A 17460-nucleotide genomic window follows, 5' to 3' on the forward strand; every position below is an offset into this window, starting at 1 on the left:
GCATTGTTATACAAGTGGCTATTTTTGATTTGAACAAACGGCCCCTGGCGATATGGTCAGGGGCTTTTTACACACTTATTGGCCAAATTAACACGGTTATTGAGTGATGGGTATATAATTGCAGGACGTAAACCTGGAGGCTGTAAACCAGCATGTGATTCTGCGCAGGTAGCAAAATTGACATTGGATGGGAGAGTGAGCGCACGACTGTTAGTTAAGTTATCATATTCTCCGATTGGAAATTCTTTGCTATCTGAATTTAGCTGCAAATTGCCGCTTTAACCAGGAGCTATGCAAAACAAATTTAGACGAAGCTTTATCGTAACGGCTTTCCTTTTAACGGGATTAGTGAGTAAAGCGCAACATGCCGATTCATCATTTTCAGGAATAAGAACAGCCACGCAGCAAAAATATGGATTGAACCCTTCTGTATCATTGTCCGCCCGGGTGATCGCAACACCAAAAGATGTATTGGCCATGTTTCATGAAGCCGGTATGGCGCCCACCGAACATCAGTTAACGGCAGCAGAGCAGCAGAAAGTAGAAACCGCCTTTGCCATGTTACCGCCCTTGCATCAACGGGTATTAAAAGATCGATTGCGCAGCATCAGTTTTTTGGATAATATGCCGAATACTGCCTTAACCTCAACCCTCAATTACGATGAGCGGTATAATGTTTTTCATATAACATTCAGGGCAGCTATTTTGCATGAGACCGTGACGCATTGGCTTACTGAAAAAGAACGGACCTGTTTCGATACGGCGCATTCGCCAGCACGGGTTAATATCAATGGCGGACAGCTCGACGCTTTTGTCTATGTGCTGATACATGAAACCACGCATGTGGTGGATGCCTCGCTCGGCATTACAGACAAACGCCCGGGAAAATTATCAGAGAGCAACCAGGTAGCCGATTTTGCAGCCGGGATCTGGGAAGACCGTACAACCCTTACCCCCACATTGCGGGATTCTGTATTGCAGGGCATTGCATTTCGTTATGGCGGTAAGAAGGTAGCGGTAACACAGGCGCCAGACTTGTATAAGGCATTGCAAAAGACGCCCTTTGTTTCATTGTATGGCAGTTGCGCCCGCAGTGAAGATCTTGCCGAGTATGTAACTGTATACCACATGACCCAACACCTAAAGCAGCCATTTCGAATTGAAGTGAGCAGTAAGGGGAAAAAGTTATTGGCGTATGAACCGATGCAGTCGAAGTTGGTGAGAAGAAGGCTTGGGATGATGCGGTGGTTTTATGTGTAATAGGAGCGGCTGGAACACTCATGTTGTGTATGCCGTCTTTTGACGCCAATTAACTAAAGTTGAATTACATTAGGTGTGATTTGCTGCATATTGAATAAGGTTTGGATGCGGAAGGAGTAATCCTTTTAAATAAAGTTTATGAACTATCCAAGGCAACAGATACTTTAATAGGTTCTGCGCAAATAACCCTGCTTTCTTGAATCAGCAACCGCGAATGACTGGTATCTAACAAAGTAGAAATCTTCTATTAAAGGGCCATGCACAAAAACTCCCCCATTTTCCCTACTTTCGCCCCTGAAATGAATAGCCTTACTACAACTTCTGCGGTTGCTCCATCTTAATACAGTTGCCAACTGTGCCTTTTTCCTGAAAAACGTAAGGTGGATTGTCCATTTCATTAGCACAACATTTATTTCCCGGTTAAACCAACCATATGAGGGCGTACCTTAATCTATTTGATTTCAAACAGAAAGTAAATTATAAATCAGAGATCCTGGCCGGTTTTACCGTGGCCATGACCATGATCCCCGAATCCCTGTCCTTTGCCATTCTGGCGGGATTGTCGCCCCTAACCGGTTTATACGCCGCCTTTATGATGGGATTGATCACTGCCGTTCTGGGCGGACGCCCCGCCATGGTATCAGGCGGCGCCGGCGCCACCGTCGTGGTACTGATCGCACTCATGCAATCTCATGGGGTTGAATACGTCTTTGCTGCAGTCGCCCTGGCTGGTTTGCTGCAAATATTAGTAGGGGTCTTCCGCCTTGCCAAGTTCATCCGCCTCGTGCCGCAGTCCGTCATGTATGGCTTTGTAAACGGCCTCGCCATCATCATATTCATGGCGCAGATCAACCAATTCAAAGTATCCAATGCGCCTGGCTCACCCTGGCTCTCTGGTCCTACTTTGTGGACAATGCTCGGCCTGGTAATATTAACTATACTGATCGTGCTGGTATTTCCAAAAATAACCAAAGCAGTACCTGCTTCTTTGGTCGCCATCATCATTATATTTCTCCTCGTAATGGGCTTCGATATCGAAACAAAGACCGTGAAAGACATTGCTTCCATCAGCGGTACCTTACCTCCTTTTCATATTCCCATGGTGCCATTTACCCTGGAAACCTTGAAAACCATCTTCCCGTATTCACTCGTGATGGCCGGTGTGGGATTGATCGAAAGTTTATTAACCCTCAATATCGTTGATGAAGTAACCGGCACCAGGGGCCGCGGTAATAAAGAATGCGTCGCCCAGGGAACAGCAAACCTGTTCAACGGCTTCTTCACCGGCATGGGCGGCTGCGCTATGATCGCTCAATCCTTTGTGAATCTGTCGGCCGGCTCCCGCGCAAGACTATCGGCTATCGTTGCTGCCATAATGATCCTCATCATCATTTTAGTGGGTGCGCCAATCATCGAACGCGTACCCATGGCGGCCCTGGTAGGCGTCATGATCATGGTGGCTATTGGTACTTTCGAGTGGACCAGCCTGAAAATAATCAACAAAATGCCGCGCCATGACGTAATTGTCGGCATCCTGGTAGCCATTATCACTGTATGGTTGCATAACCTGGCGCTGGCCGTTTTAATTGGCGTCATCATCTCCGCCCTTGTCTTTGCCTGGGAAAGCGCCAAGAGAATACGCGCCCGAAAATATATCGATGAAAAGGGCGTAAAACAATATGAAATGTATGGCCCTCTATTCTTTGGTTCCATAACCACTTTCCTTGAAAAATTTGATGTGGCAAACGATCCTCCGGAAGTCATCATCGATTTCAAAGAAAGCCGCATCACCGATATGAGCGCCATCGAAGCATTGAATAAACTGACCGAACGGTATCATAAAGCGGGTAAGAAATTACTACTGCGCCATTTGAGTCCCGATTGCCGCGCCTTATTAAAAAATGCCGAATCGGTCATCGACGTAAATGTGATCGAAGATCCGGAGTATAAGGTGGCGGCGGATTAAAACGAACTGATAGAACACCGGGAAGCGGTTATGCAATGATGCCTAACCGCTTTTTTTATGGTTATATGAAAACTTTTGATGTATTATAATTCTTACCATTTAATTATCCGTTTTTCACTTGTTCACACTTAGTCAAATATTTCTTCACGTATTATCGCTTGCGCAAAAATGTAATACCCAAACTGCATGAAATGCGGGCACCTACTCAACACCCGGCGGTAATTATCTTGATAGATTTTGTTTAAATTCAGCCAGGTTCAGATACTTATAAACCATAAACTAAAAGTCACATGAGAAAAAAGCTAGCCGTTTTTTTACTGGCAACGCTATGCGCATTCGTCAGTAATTCCCAGGTCCTCACCATCTCCGGCAGGATCACAGATGAACAAGGAGCTCCCATTCCTTTCGTTTCCATTGTCATCAAAGGAAAATCAAGATCAGGTACCACTTCAGATCCCGATGGAAATTTCAGCATCCAGGCCTCCAAAGGCAATGTGCTGGTCGTATCCGCTGTCAACTATGCTCCCCGCGAAATAACCATTGGTGCAGGCAGTTCTTTAGAGATCAAACTGACTGCTGCCAAAGTGGATCTCTCCGAAGTTGTAGTAACAGCCATGGGCATTAAACGTTCGGAACGCGCACTCGGTTATGCGGTATCGAAAGTTGATCCCAATACCATGTTGCAGAAATCCGAACCCAATATCCTGAACACATTGGCCGGTAAAGTACCCGGTGTAGATATCCGCGCTGGTCAGGGCGCACCAGGTGCCGCTTCGCGCGTGCAGATCAGGGGCGTTTCTTCTTTCAGCGGTGGTGAACCCCTCATCGTTGTCGATGGTGTGCCTTATAGCAATCCGCTTATAAATACCTCTAATCCGTTCACCGGGGGTGGAACCTATGGTTCCGGTTTAAATAATATTGATCCGAATGATATAGAGTCTATCAGCGTATTGAAAGGCGCTGCAGCTGCTTCCTTATATGGCTCCAGGGCGGCCAATGGGGTGTTGCTGATCACTACCAAATCAGGCGCTCCCAAAAAAGGCGCCAAACCTTTGAATGTAACTTACCGCGCCGGATACAGTATCGAGAAGATCGCTGATCTGCCCGAGTTCCAGAATCTCTATGGCGCCGGCGCCAACTTCAGAACACAATCTTCCAATGGTTCCTGGGGCGCCAGGTTCGGCAGAGGCGTTATTTATGATGCGGCCGGACAGGTCATTGGCACTTCAGCATCAGGCATAGATTCTATTCCCGCTACCACCTGGGCCACGATGTATGCTTCCTATCCCGAACTTTTTCCCAATGGCAGAATCGCTTATAAGGCAGTGCCTGATAATGTGAAATCCCTTTTCAATACCGGCAACCTCATGGAACACTCCATTGGTCTGAATGGCGGTGAAGGAAGATCGCTTTTTAATGTTACCCTTTCGCATGTGGATCAGAAAGGGTATATCACCAATTCCAGTTATAAGAAAAGTAATGTGAGTGTGGGCGGACAAACAGCTTTTGGTAATCTCACCATCGGCGCCAATGTATCTTATGCCAGGTCGAAACAAATAGGCGGTTTCATTGGTGCGGCCCAAAGCTTTTTATCGCAGTGGGGCCGTACCTATACAATGGCCAGGAACTGGGATATTACCGGCTGGCCTTCTGAAAACAAAGCCGGCCAACAGATCGGCTTTAACGATGGCCAGTACACGAACCCGGTATGGGGTGCTTATCACAATGTGATCACCTCCTTCGATGACCGTATCGTGGCCAACGTCAGGGCTTCTTATAAATTCAATAAATGGATCCGGCTCGACTTCAATGCCGGGGTTAATAACTATGCGCTGTCGAGAGACCAGGTAATTGACAAATCTTCTTATGGTAGTGCCGATAATGCACTGGGTACAATTACTGAAGTGCTCAACCGGCAGCAGGAGATCCAGGGTAAGCTGGTGGCAGTGATCAGTCCGAAAGTATTTAAGAACTGGAGCCTCGACCTTACGCTGGGCAGCGATGTGAACGAACGCAACAGCCGTCACCAGCAGGTCTATGGCGTTGATTTTGTGATCCCGGGTTTATTTACCCTTACCAATACCCGCCGCCAGACCTTCAGCGACGATAACAGAACGAAACGAAGACTGGTCGGTTTCTTCGGCGATGCGTCTATCGGCTACAAGAACTATGCATTTCTCAATCTTACGGGACGAACCGATCTTACCTCAACGCTTCCTTATAAAAATGCACGCTATTTCTATCCCGGCATTTCCGGGTCGCTTGTTTGGTCAGAAGCACTCAATCTGAAGTCCCGTTGGATCGATTATGGCAAGATCCGCGCAGGCTATGCCCGCGTGGGTAATGATGCTGCGCCACACAATGGCGAGCCGATCTTCAATCTGAATGCAGCCGGTTTCCTGGGCCAGCCATTGGCAACAAGAGGCGGCTCGAGCTACGATCCCGAATTGACGCCAGAGTTTACCACCGAGCTTGAATTGGGCTATGATATGCGTTTTTTCAATCAGCGGGCAGGCTTCGAAGTTACCTGGTACGACAAAAGATCTACTGATCTTATCTATGCGATCGCATTGCCCCAAACAACGGGTTACAGTTCTTTCTATACCAACCTGGGCGAGATCCGCAATACCGGCTGGGAGATCGCGGTGGATGTTAGTCCGGTCGTTACCAGCAATTTTCGCTGGGACATGCGTGGTGTTTATACAAAGAATGAAAATACAGTGGAGAAATTGATCGAAGGACTTACCCGCAGTCAGCTGGGCGGTTATAACTGGATCGAAGCCGGTTATCCCTACGGTTATCTGCGCGGTTCTTATTCGGCCCGTTCAGAAGATGGCCAGTTGCTGATCAATCCCATTTCAGGGATGCCTTTCCTCGATCCGAACGACGGCATGGTGGGCGATCCCAATGCCGACTTCAAACTGGGCCTTACCAATACGATTTCTTATAAAGGATTTTTATTGAATGTGCTCTTTGATATGACGAAGGGCGGTGATTTTTATTCCGAGACCATCAGCACCATGTTGGGAAGAGGCGTGACCCGGGATACGGAAGACCGCGAGAAGAACGCCGTTATCACTGGCATATACGGTAATCCTACGCCGGTCACAGGACCCGATGGCCTTAACCACTATACACCGATGATCGTAAATGGGAAAACAGTGCCGAACCAAACGCGTGTTACCACGAATGACCTGTTTTTTACAGCAGGAACCGGCGCCAGCTTCGCTACCAATGGCGCTTTTGAATATATGGTATTTGATGGCACTGTTTACAGGCTGCGGGAGATCAGTTTAGGTTACACGCTGCCGGCGAAATGGGTGAGCGCGCTCAGGCTCAGTACGGTTACTTTATCGGTGAATGGCCGCAACCTCTGGTACCTGGCGCCCAACGTACCTAAGTACACGAATTTCGATCCCGACATGAACTCTGTTATTGGAAGCGGAACACAAGGTGTTGATACCGGTGGTGCTCCCAGTACAAAGCGGTATGGAGTGAACTTAAACATTACTTTCTAATCATAAAGCCATATTCGTTATGAGAAGAAAATACATTATATACGCATTCACAGTCTCAATGGTATTGTTCCTGACCGGTACGGGCTGTAAGAAATTTCTCGATGTAAATAAGAACCTCAATAACCCCACACCTTCATCCGTGAATTTGTCGCTTGTCTTGAGTGCCGCTGAACGCAATATTGCCAACAACATGGCACTGGGTTCTACCCTGGGCAATACCATATCGTTATATACGCATCAGCTCACAGGCCGCATTGCGGCGGACAGGTACAATGCGGGTGCCTCGGGCTGGGATAATTTATACGCTGCTATTTCGAACCTGAATGTGATCATTAAACGGGCGCCGGAGGAGAACCGTTTTGTATATGCAGGAATTGCCAGGATACTGAAAGCTTATACAGTGAGTATGATGGTAGACCTTTGGGGCGATATCCCTTATTCGGAATACGACCGCTTTGATGAAGGCATTTCACAACCGAAATTCGATAAAGGGGCGGAGATCTATCCCAGGTTATTTGCCCTGCTCGATGAAGGTATTGCCGATATCAATAACACGACTGTCAATCCTTCCAAACCCGGCACCGATGATTTTATTTATAAGGGAAACACCACCAATTGGATAAAAGCCGCCAATACCATCAAGTTGAAACTGTATACGCAGATCCGCCTGGTGCAGGATGTGAAGGCCCAGGTAACAGCATTGTTGGCTTCTCCCACTACCCTTATCAATGCCGAGGCAGAAAGTTTTATGATGCCATATGGCCCCATTGGTAATACCGATGACCGGCATCCCGCCTATGGCGACTATACCGCCACGCAAAGGGGCGGGCAGTTGTTCAGTCCCTGGTTGTATGAGATCATGAAGGGCAGAAATCCCGAGATCCTTACCGGGCTGGCAGATCCAAGGGTACCGTATTATATCTATAACCAGAAATCAGCGCCGGGCGGGTTGAACCCAACGCCGGAGAATTGTACGGAGTTCCGCGATGGCGGTTTCATTTCCATTCTATTTGGTTCGAATGGTCCCTGCCGAGATGGGTCTAACAGTCAGACCTATTCCCTGATGGGCATTTACCCGGCGGGCGGCCGGTTTAATGACAGTGCCGCCAGAAGTATCAATGCGATCGGTAACCAGAATGCAGGCACGGGCGCGCGGCCGCATGAGTTTATTACTTATGCCGACAGGTTGTACCTGGAAGCGGAACTGATCCATGCAGGATTGGCGCCCGGGGATGCAAGAGCAACCTTCAGCAAAGCGCTGGATGCAACATTTGCGCATGTAGATAATGTGGTAGCGAATCATGTAAAGCCGGGATCGGCAGGAGCGGCGCAAACAGTGCCGGTAATAGCGACATTGGCGGCGACAAAAACGTATAAAGACGGCGTATTGGCGGCTTATGATGCCGCGAGCGAAGCCAAAAAGCTGGAGTATATCATGACCGAGAAATGGATCAACCGGATCGAAAATCCCCTCGATAATTATACCGATTACCGCAGAACGAAATACCCCGTATTGTTTGCACCGGCGCCCGAGGGAACGGTGACCAGTGTGACCGGGCCCGACGGCCGGGTAACGCCCGTATCGAATGACCGCAAGTATCCATGGAGTTTGCCTTTCAGCACAGGCGAGATCGGACTGAACGCCAATGCACCGCCGCAGAAAGTACCCGAAACCTTCAAAGTATTCTGGCAACCTTAATTGAAGCTAATTATTAAACCAACAATTATGAAACGCTTAATAACTATACTAACAGCCATTGCAGTTACACTCATAGGATGTTCCAAGGATGATGGCGCTATCCCTGTGCGGGTGGGCATTGAAGATGTGCCCGCTATTACCACGAATCTTGAAACGGGTGGTACCACAGGTACTATCTCTTTTAATAACCAAGGCACCTTTGAAGGGAAATTTAAAGTAGCCTTGTATTTTGCCGATGCCAAACCGCCGGCCAAAGTGGATCTTGTGGTGCGGAAGAATGCATCCCTGGCCCATGTAAAATTGTTCAAAGCGGATATTACGACATTACCGGCCAGCTTTACTGTGAAGGCGGCAGACATAGAGGCGCTATTTGGCGCACCCCTTGCGCTGAACGATACCTACGATTTCGCTCCTGATATTTATGTGGGCGATAAAAAATATGAAGCCTGGCCGGCAGTGGGGCAGGGGAATGGACAGGGCGTGCAGGGAATGAGTGCGATCGGCTTTGGGGAGTTTGTACGGTTTTCGGTGAAGTAGGTGATGAAAAAGGCTTCGGACCTGTCGGGGCTTCTCGGTTGTTGGTGGAGCGCCATGGAAACTTGTGAAAGAGTTTGGGGTTGGTGCGCCCTGACAGGTCCTTTTACATTGTTGCTATACATTGCTCTGGTAAGCCACGAGCTCGTCGACGTTTGGAATCGCTGGCCTGAATTGATTTACCAGGGAATCCCAATCTGCTTTGTTATTAAAATGGTATGCATTGATAACATCCAGGGGCTTTTTGCCTTTGTCGTTTTTTTTATGAAGATCCCCACCGTTTTGCACCAGGATCGTCATTATTTCCAGTAATTCGGGGTAGAATTCACTCCGCTGGTTTTGGATCATGCTATCGATGGCATAGGCGCAAACCTTATGTAAAAGCGACCAGCCACCGCCGATATCGACATTGGGATCGGCGCCGGCTTTGATGAATCTTTTTAACAAGACGGGATCATGCTCGAGCAGGGCGAATTCTATGGGGTAGATGGGTACCTGCCATTGGCCAAACAGCTGGCGTTCGTTTATATAGAAAGGGTCAGGTAACATAGGGTTGGTTCGGATTGTTATCGGGTCATAAATATAAAAACTTTAACGAATAAGCACGGCATTTTGGTATTTTTTCAAACCAAAAGATCAAAAACTGCCCAGCATGGCTATATCTTCCCTATTTCTTACCAAATGGTAATTGCCGGCCAGCGCCCCAAAATGACATTTGCGTCAAAAAAGCAATGAACCGTAAAAAAGTGTTGTTAACAGGCGTTACCGGATTTCTGGGATCACATACCACCATTCAATTGTTGGAAAAAGGCTACGAAGTGGTTGGTACTTTACGCGACAAACGCAAAGCAGCAGCCATCAGAAGCGTTATTGGGAAACACACCCAAAATATAGACGGGTTGACACTGGTGGAGGCCGATTTGAATGACAGGGAACGCTGGTATGAACTTACCAGGGATATTGATTATGTGCAGCACATTGCATCGCGATTTCCGAGGGAAATGCCCAGGTTTGAAAATGACCTGATTGTGCCGGCAAAAGAAGGAACGCTGAATATTTTGAACGCGGCTTCGGTCAACAAAGTAGAAAGAGTAGTGATCACTTCTTCGGTGGCGGCCATTGTTTATGGAAAGACAAAAAAGGAATTGCTCACCAGGACCTTTAATGAAACTGACTGGACGGACGAATCGAACCTAAAGGACAGTACACCCTATTTCAGAAGTAAAACCATCGCCGAAAAAGCGGCCTGGGAATTTCATGAAAATGACCAGTCAGGTATGGAATTGACAACTGTTTTGCCGGGAGCAATATTAGGACCTGTACTGGAAGAAGATTTTGGTACTTCCGCCAACATAGTTATCAAAATGCTGAATGGAGCTGCGCCGGCATTGCCCAGGATCGGGTTTGATATAGTAGATGTACGATCCGTTGCGGATCTGTTGATCAAAACGATGGAAATGAAAGAAGCCGCCAATAAGCGCTACATAGCATCAGCAGGATATCTGACCTTTAAAGAGGTAGCGCAGATCCTGAAAGAGCAGTATCGGGATAGAAAGATTCCTGGTGCCGAACTGCCGGATTATTTGGTTCGTTTGTTTTCTTACTTCGATGCCTCATTGAAACCTATTTTGGTAGATCTTGGGGTGAAAAGAAGAATAGACAACACAAAAGCCGTTAAGGAACTTAACTGGCAGCCATTGCCGGCAAGGGAAGCAGTTCTTTCCTGTGCAAAAACTATCTTTGAAACAGGAATCGTGCAATAAATGGAAAAATTACAACAGGCGCTGGCGTTTGGCGGCATACTTTCGAAAGATGACCTCGCCAGGGTCTTATCACATTTCAGGAACAAAAAGCTGAAGGCAGAAGCGCATTTTCATTCCATGCACAGCATTGCGAGGGAAGTTGCGTTTGTAGAGATGGGCATCCTAAGGGTTTATTCGGCTGACCTGCATGGTAATGAGGTTACCAAATTTCTTATCAGGGAGAATCAGTTTGTGGTGGATCTGCAAAGTTATTATACGGCAACGCCGGGCCGGGATGCGATACAGGCTGTGGTGCCATCGGAGATTTATACCATTCAAAAACTGGTGCTTGACCGGTTGATAGAGGAGATCCCGAACCTGTATATTTTTTTAAAAAGTATAACCGAAGCCCATTTGCTGAATAAGATCAGGGATAATGATTTTTTGAATTTCGGCGATGCCAGAACAAAGTATCTTGAGTTTATAAAACGGTATCCGGAAGTCGCGTCCCGGATACCGCAGCAGTATATTGCCTCTTATCTGAAAATAACGCCACAGTCATTAAGCAGGATCAGGAAGGAGTTGGCGGGAAAGTAGAAAATGCATTTGTCATCTTTATCATTGCACGGCATGACACCAAAACAAGAGGAGCGGATCAGAACAAAGATCTCCAACATCAGGAAAGCATTGGCGGCCGAAAAACGCAGGTTTGGCGGTTATGACGACAGCCGCGGATTGCGCTATATGCCGGCCAGTTACTTTATTCAGCTCGCTGACTATAAAGGCGGACTTGCCTATCTGCGTTGGTTCGGGAGGAATTTTCCGGACGATGGTGGTTTTCCCGACTTTTTGTTTGAGTGGACCATCATTCTTTTTCAATGTGGCAAGACGAAGGAAGCCGGCAGGAAAGCATTTGAAACATTTTGTGCCAATGCATACCTGTTTGATAAATTCTTCGACAGGCCCGTTATGCCGATTGACAAATGGCATAGTTCAAATGTAGATATACCGGAATTTACTGACCAGTTGACCTATTCAGCCAAACAGCCGGAATTGGCCGCTTTTAGCGTTTGGCTGAACGATCTTATTGAGACAGCAGATTTCAGAAACCGTTGCGACCAGTACATTGAGATTTACAAGCGGCTCGGGACGGAAGATGACCGCGAGGCACGACGTGCCCTGCTCATGGAGGCCAGACAGCTGATTGAATCAGCGTGACAGACGCCGTTGCTACCAGTAATCTGCATTCTAATTTAAAATTACACCTCCAATTTGTAGCTTGTTCTCCTGGACAGCAGTTACAAGTTTCAGGTTGCAGGTTTCAGGGCTTGCTTGCCCTAGGACTGAGTTGGGGATTTTAAAGGAGTCCTGGTAAATAGCGGCTCGAAGATTGCGTTCCTGGCCAATAAATTGTTTTATGTAGATAATACGCCTTTGCGTTAATGCAATTCATAGTATCGGGCTGAAATGAGCTTAAAAAAAGTGAATGTCAGTTTGCAGCGAGCAATGCTCGATTTAAAGCAAAATCTATATCGATATAGAACCAGAATGCTTACCCGATCTTGCCGAATTCAATACTTTCCTCCATTCCGCATGCTAAATATTTTCTCTAACGCTGTAGCATGTATGATGTCCCACTTAAGCAAAAAAGCATGACACCAAAATAGATCTCAACTGTTTGAATTGCTTGCAATTATCTTCGTTAATATACCAGGATGCTGCTGAGTACAAACTCATCGGTGTTCGGGATTTCTTCGGGTCTTCCCTAGGGCAGTACCGGGTTTTCATTGGGATATCCCGAAGAAATCCCGAAGCCGTCTTAGCGAAGACCCGGCTAATACCGAAAGCGGGCCCTAAAGTCGCTACGGCCTAAGGCAAAGCAATTAGCCATGGGCAATTGAAGCGGAATTGTACGAAAGGGGTAGCCTCATGGTGTGCAATAGTATTGAGATAGCTCTGAAATAGCTCTAAGATTGCTCTAGAGACCCTAGTGCACAAGGCAAGTCCCAGACAAGTCTTAGACAACTCCCTGAACACACTTAGAGCTCTCAACATCAATTCCTGAAGCAGTCTGTACGTACCTGGTACGAAGTCCCAAACCAATTCAACCTGATCCGGTTTGTACTAACAACACATTTGTTTCATGTTAAGTATTCGAATTAGTATGAGCACTTCATAACTGATTGATTTTATCAACATGGGAGTAAGTATGGCTGATGTATGGCTGAAGTACGGCTGATGCTGGCTTAATCTATACTGAGTGTGTACTGAGTGTATGCCGGGTCTGTGCTGATCAGCAAAGAGGGCCGATATATAAAAGGTATTGTTAAAACGAAGGGGAATCAGAAAAATATAGAACGCCTGGTTATGGATTGGTACAGGCAGGAGGCGAAAAGGGTGTTCTGGGAGCGGTTTGAGCGATATAAATATATATTAAAGCGGGAAAAATAGCTGTTAATCAGTTACTCGTTCGCCGTCTGGAAAAACGGTGGGGTAGTTGCACTGAATTGGGAAATGTTGTATTGAACTTGTCGCTTATTCAAGCGCCGGTACAGTGTATAGATTATGTATTAGTGCATGAACTTTGTCACCTGAAACACCTAAATCATGGCCCTAAGTTTTACAGTATGCTAGCGCGTTATATGGAGGATTGGGAAAAGAGTAGGGGCCGGTTACAAAAAGTGAAATTATTCGCTTAATTTACGAAGCTGATTGCCAACTCCTACATGTTCCTGCCTGCTTATTTAAAATACTTGAAATTGATCTGACTCAATAAATTGCAGTCTCGAGGCTATCTCACCTATAATTTTCCAAAGAATTGTTCCAAAAGCTCATAATTAATTATTTTAGTATAGTGTATGGATCGCCGGTAAACGACTGTACGCTTAAAGCACCATCAAGATAACCCCTAACCGATTAATATGAGCATCGATAAAATATCCAAACAACATGTCTTGCAAGCTGTTGATAAAATTGAACGCGAAGGGATTCAATTAGAGCCATCTACAAAGTATGATGTGATTATTAATGGTAATCTTTACCCGCCCAAAGAAGTAATGCGATACGCAAATTTGTTAGCAAATGGAACTAAAGATTGGGAGTTTAGTGGCGGGGAGCCCACAAATAAATTTTTAAGAGCCTTCGGTTTTGACATTATTGATAAGGGAGGAACGGTTCCTGTTATTCCGATAAATAACGCGATCCCTTTGTCATATCGGGTGTGGAAGTTAGGTTGTAATTGGGGTAGGGGTAAACCGAGCTTTTATGATTTAATCAAAGAAAGATCTATTGTTATTGGAGTTAATGATAAATTGTATTCACCGGGTGATTTGATTATAATAACCAAAGGTTATACTGTATATGCATTAGGAAAGGTATTGGAAGAGTGCAAACCTGTTACATCTAATATAGACCTGGAGTCTGAATTTGAGGAGTTTGAAATTGAATATGAAGATTGGGTTGTCTATGCGAAAGTTGAATGGTATGAATTAGAAAGCGAGGAAATATTTACATATCAGTTACAAGTTGGTATCTGTAATGTTAATGACTACAAAACTAAATATAGGGCTATTTCAATTTGGGAGGATCGATTTATTAATTATTGGATTTTTCAATGTAATCCCAATGATTTTGATTTTGAAACGGCTGTTAAAAATAAATTACTTAAGCAGTGGACGGTAGTTGCGCATAAAGACAAGATAAAAATTGGCGATAAAGTAATCCTTTGGCTAACTGGCAAAAGGGCCGGTTGCTATGCCCTTGCCCGGATTACTTCTGAGCCAACATTTTCAGCAACATCACCTGATGATCGTTTGTGGAAGACAACGCCTAAAGAAGCGCTTAAGGCTGGTATAGAGCTCATCCATAACCTTATCGATAAGCCTCTTCTTTGGCAAAACATAAAAGGTATTGAAGGATTAGAAGATCTGAATGTGGGGAATCAAGGCACCAATTTTTCAGCCACTCGAAAACAATACAACTTACTTCTGCAGCTTATGGAAAATAACACCCAAAATAGCACCGGAAAATTCGATGTCTTCATCAATACTATATTGTATGGTCCTCCTGGCACAGGCAAGACTCATCAATTAAATAAGTATAAAGAAAACTACTTTACCGATAAAGGGATTAACCAAGACGCAGAAGAAGCGCTGAAAGACAAGATAGCCGACTATCCGTTATGGCAGGTAGTTGCAGCTGTTTTACAAAAGTACAAGGAACCCACTTCTGTTACAGAACTTTTAAATGATCCTCTTATCAAAGCTAAACTTAATCCATTGGCTAAAGCTCCAAGGCAAGCGATCTGGAGAGTTTTGCAGTCTTATGCTGATGATAGTTCTACAGAGTTGGAAGCTAAATACAGAGGCTCAATTCAGGTATTTCAAAAGGTAAAAAAAGGTAAATGGGGTATCATTGAGGATGAAAGAGCCGAACTACAGGATATCATTGGCCAGGAGCTTATCGATCTTGCTGCTAATCCGGTGTTACCACCCATTGAAAGTACTTCACTGAAGAAGCGATATAACTTCATAACCTTTCACCAAAAGTATAGCTATGAAGATTTTATAGAAGGAATAAAGCCGCTGTTAAAAGATGATGATGTTGTAGAACAAGCTGGTCAGTTGCAATTCGAGTTGAAAAAGGGAATATTTTACAATAGTTGTTTGGAAGCTTTAAAGTTAGCGGGATACGAGTCATTTAAAGAATGTTATAATGATTCTAGAGGTAATCGTACATTAAAGTTTGAAGACGCCAAAGGAAACGCATCAATGCAATTCGCACTATTTATCGACGAAATAAACCGGGCGAATATTTCGGCCGTTTTTGGTGAGTTAATTACTTTATTGGAAGATGACAAAAGAATTGGTGCACCAAACGAAATGTGGATTGAACTGCCGGCTTCTAAGGAAAAATTCTGTGTTCCGCCTAACTTATACGTCATTGGAACAATGAACACTGCCGATCGCTCTATTGCTTTATTAGATATAGCTCTTAGAAGACGATTTGAATTTATATCGCTCTATCCGGAATATATTGAATCTGAATGGTGGTCACCTTTATTAGAAAAGTTAAACCTGGCCATTTATAATTGGAAAAAGAATCCTGACTTTTTCATCGGTCATGCCTTTTTCCTTGACAAGCCAGAAGCAGACCGCACGAAAATCCTAAACACCAGGATCATTCCCTTGTTGTACGAGTATTGCCAAAATAATGTTGGTACGATTACTAAGATATTAAATGAAGCGGATATTAAAATAAAATTGGGTGGTATTAAAGAGAACTTTCAAATTGTTGCCCAGTGAGATTATTTGAATGGAATAGCAAATCCTTTGAAGGAGATAAAAGACAGTTAACTGGATTTATCAATTATCTATCTGGTGTTTGGCAAAATCGAAATCGTTATATTGAATTGAATGAGGAAAATACCGAGGAAGAAGAACAAGAAGTAAAAATTCAAGGCCAACGTTTTTTTGATTTCACCATAGATGGGAAGATTTCAGCGAGAAATTTTGTGGGTGTTGTACAATATGAAGGGATAAGAATTGAAGTATATCCTAAGATATTTGCCAGCGAACAAACGGAAAATGTTAAAAAATGGCAACTCAACTTATTGTATTGGCTTACCTATTGTCGCAAAATTAAATTTCCCTTTTCTTTCGCCGATGTGTCTAAGTTGGAGTTTGACGATTATTTGGAACTCCTTATTTACATTTTTGCAAATTATACAGAGGAAGTGATTGCACGCCAGCCATTTCAGACGTATCATTTAGTTGAAGAAGAAGCTTCTTTTCTAAAGGGGCGTTTGTTATTTGATGAATATACAAAGCAGCATCTATCTACAGGTAACTGGCAAAGCTTTTATTGCGCTCATCAACCGTTTGTTTATGACAATTTATTCAATCGGATCATTAAATATGTTGCAAAAAGGTTGTCGGCAGTTAGCACCAACCATTTGAATATTGAGAAATTGAATGAATTGTTGTTTCTACTTCATGACGTAGCGGATGTAAGCTGTATTGCAGAGGATTGTGAAAAAGTGAAATTGAATCCCTTATTTGAAGATCATAAGCAGGTGTTGGAATTATGTAGATTGTATTTATCCAACCAGGTAATAGATATGGATTCAGAGGATAGTAGAAATTTCTGCTTTCTTATCCCTATGGAGTATATTTTCGAAGAATTCATTTTTGGTTTTATTGATGATAAATGGCCATTGATAAATGCAAAACCCCAAAGTATTGGTTACCTGGCTTTGAATGGCGATAGGCAGGTGTTTCAAATTAGAAATGATATCTACATTAACAAGCGGCTGATTATTGACACAAAGTATAAAATTCGGAAAAATGCAAACGACTTAAAGGCTGGTGTAAGCCAAAATGATTTATACCAGATGGTCAGCTATGCTCTACGAAGAGGCTGCACAAATGTCTTACTGTTGTATCCAGCTTCGAACAATACCACAAATGAACCCACTATTTTTCAAGTGCCTTCTCGAATGTTATCAGATAATATTAACATACAGGTTTCTGATATTGACATAATGTTCGAGAACATTCATCAGGCTGATAACTTAATGGTGAAACGGATAAAAGAATTGAGTCCGATATTTCGATAAAACTTGTATAACAGAATAGTCTTAACTTAAATCGATTTGAACCGAATAAAGCGCCAATTCCGCCGCGACGGTTTTGTCGCTTTACGGCGGGGCCACCTAAATCCCGCCTCACCACCACCCGTTCC

The 17460-nt window shown here is 44.6% G+C and carries 12 protein-coding genes; 11 read left to right on the plus strand and 1 reads right to left on the minus strand.

From position 1 onward, the window contains the following. Positions 1 to 291 precede the first annotated feature (291 nt). The 5 genes from JT717_RS04115 (at position 292) to JT717_RS04135 (ending at position 8980) form a co-directional block, all read left to right on the plus strand. Complete coding sequence (locus JT717_RS04115) at positions 292 to 1260, plus strand: hypothetical protein (RefSeq protein ID WP_205508903.1); 969 nt, start codon at positions 292 to 294, stop codon at positions 1258 to 1260. A 433-nt stretch (positions 1261 to 1693) separates the two neighbouring features. After that, positions 1694 to 3226 (plus strand): SulP family inorganic anion transporter, encoded by a 1533-nt coding sequence (locus JT717_RS04120; RefSeq protein WP_205508904.1) that lies wholly within the window; start codon positions 1694 to 1696, stop codon positions 3224 to 3226. Positions 3227 to 3516: 290 nt separating this feature from the next. Beyond that, the gene (locus JT717_RS04125; RefSeq protein WP_205508905.1) at positions 3517 to 6744 is read left to right on the plus strand and encodes a SusC/RagA family TonB-linked outer membrane protein; all 3228 of its coding nucleotides are present in this window, start codon (positions 3517 to 3519) and stop codon (positions 6742 to 6744) included. 19 nt (positions 6745 to 6763) lie between these two features. Beyond that, positions 6764 to 8443 carry a SusD/RagB family nutrient-binding outer membrane lipoprotein gene (locus JT717_RS04130; protein WP_205508906.1) on the plus strand — a complete coding sequence of 560 codons (1680 nt, stop codon included), beginning with the start codon at positions 6764 to 6766 and terminating at the stop codon, positions 8441 to 8443. A 27-nt stretch (positions 8444 to 8470) separates the two neighbouring features. Beyond that, positions 8471 to 8980, plus strand: a complete 510-nt coding sequence (locus JT717_RS04135) for a hypothetical protein (RefSeq protein WP_205508907.1) — start codon at positions 8471 to 8473, stop codon at positions 8978 to 8980. Between the two features lie 114 nt (positions 8981 to 9094). On the opposite strand, the gene JT717_RS04140 is transcribed toward JT717_RS04135, so the two are convergent. Beyond that, entirely contained in the window at positions 9095 to 9526 is a 432-nt protein-coding gene (locus JT717_RS04140; RefSeq protein WP_205508908.1) for an ankyrin repeat domain-containing protein, read from the minus strand. 182 nt (positions 9527 to 9708) lie between these two features. On the opposite strand from JT717_RS04140, the gene JT717_RS04145 reads away from it, so the two are divergent. From JT717_RS04145 to JT717_RS04175, 6 genes are all read left to right on the plus strand, one after another. Further along, positions 9709 to 10740 (plus strand): SDR family oxidoreductase, encoded by a 1032-nt coding sequence (locus JT717_RS04145; RefSeq protein WP_205508909.1) that lies wholly within the window; start codon positions 9709 to 9711, stop codon positions 10738 to 10740. Beyond that, a complete protein-coding gene (locus JT717_RS04150; protein ID WP_205508910.1) occupies positions 10741 to 11316 on the plus strand; it encodes a Crp/Fnr family transcriptional regulator in 576 nt (191 codons plus the stop codon). A gap of 33 nt (positions 11317 to 11349) precedes the next feature. Further along, entirely contained in the window at positions 11350 to 11937 is a 588-nt protein-coding gene (locus JT717_RS04155) for a hypothetical protein (RefSeq protein WP_205508911.1), read from the plus strand. Between the two features lie 1229 nt (positions 11938 to 13166). Continuing rightward, positions 13167 to 13418, plus strand: a complete 252-nt coding sequence (locus tag JT717_RS28765; protein WP_369411691.1) for a M48 metallopeptidase family protein — start codon at positions 13167 to 13169, stop codon at positions 13416 to 13418. 222 nt (positions 13419 to 13640) lie between these two features. Next, entirely contained in the window at positions 13641 to 16022 is a 2382-nt protein-coding gene (locus JT717_RS04170) for an AAA family ATPase (protein WP_205508913.1), read from the plus strand. After that, positions 16019 to 17335 (plus strand): McrC family protein, encoded by a 1317-nt coding sequence (locus tag JT717_RS04175; RefSeq protein WP_205508914.1) that lies wholly within the window; start codon positions 16019 to 16021, stop codon positions 17333 to 17335. The genes JT717_RS04170 and JT717_RS04175 overlap by 4 nt, the downstream gene beginning before the upstream one ends. Positions 17336 to 17460: the final 125 nt, after the last annotated feature.

This window comes from Longitalea arenae, assembly GCF_016924755.1.
GTDB lineage: Bacteria > Bacteroidota > Bacteroidia > Chitinophagales > Chitinophagaceae > Niastella > Niastella arenae.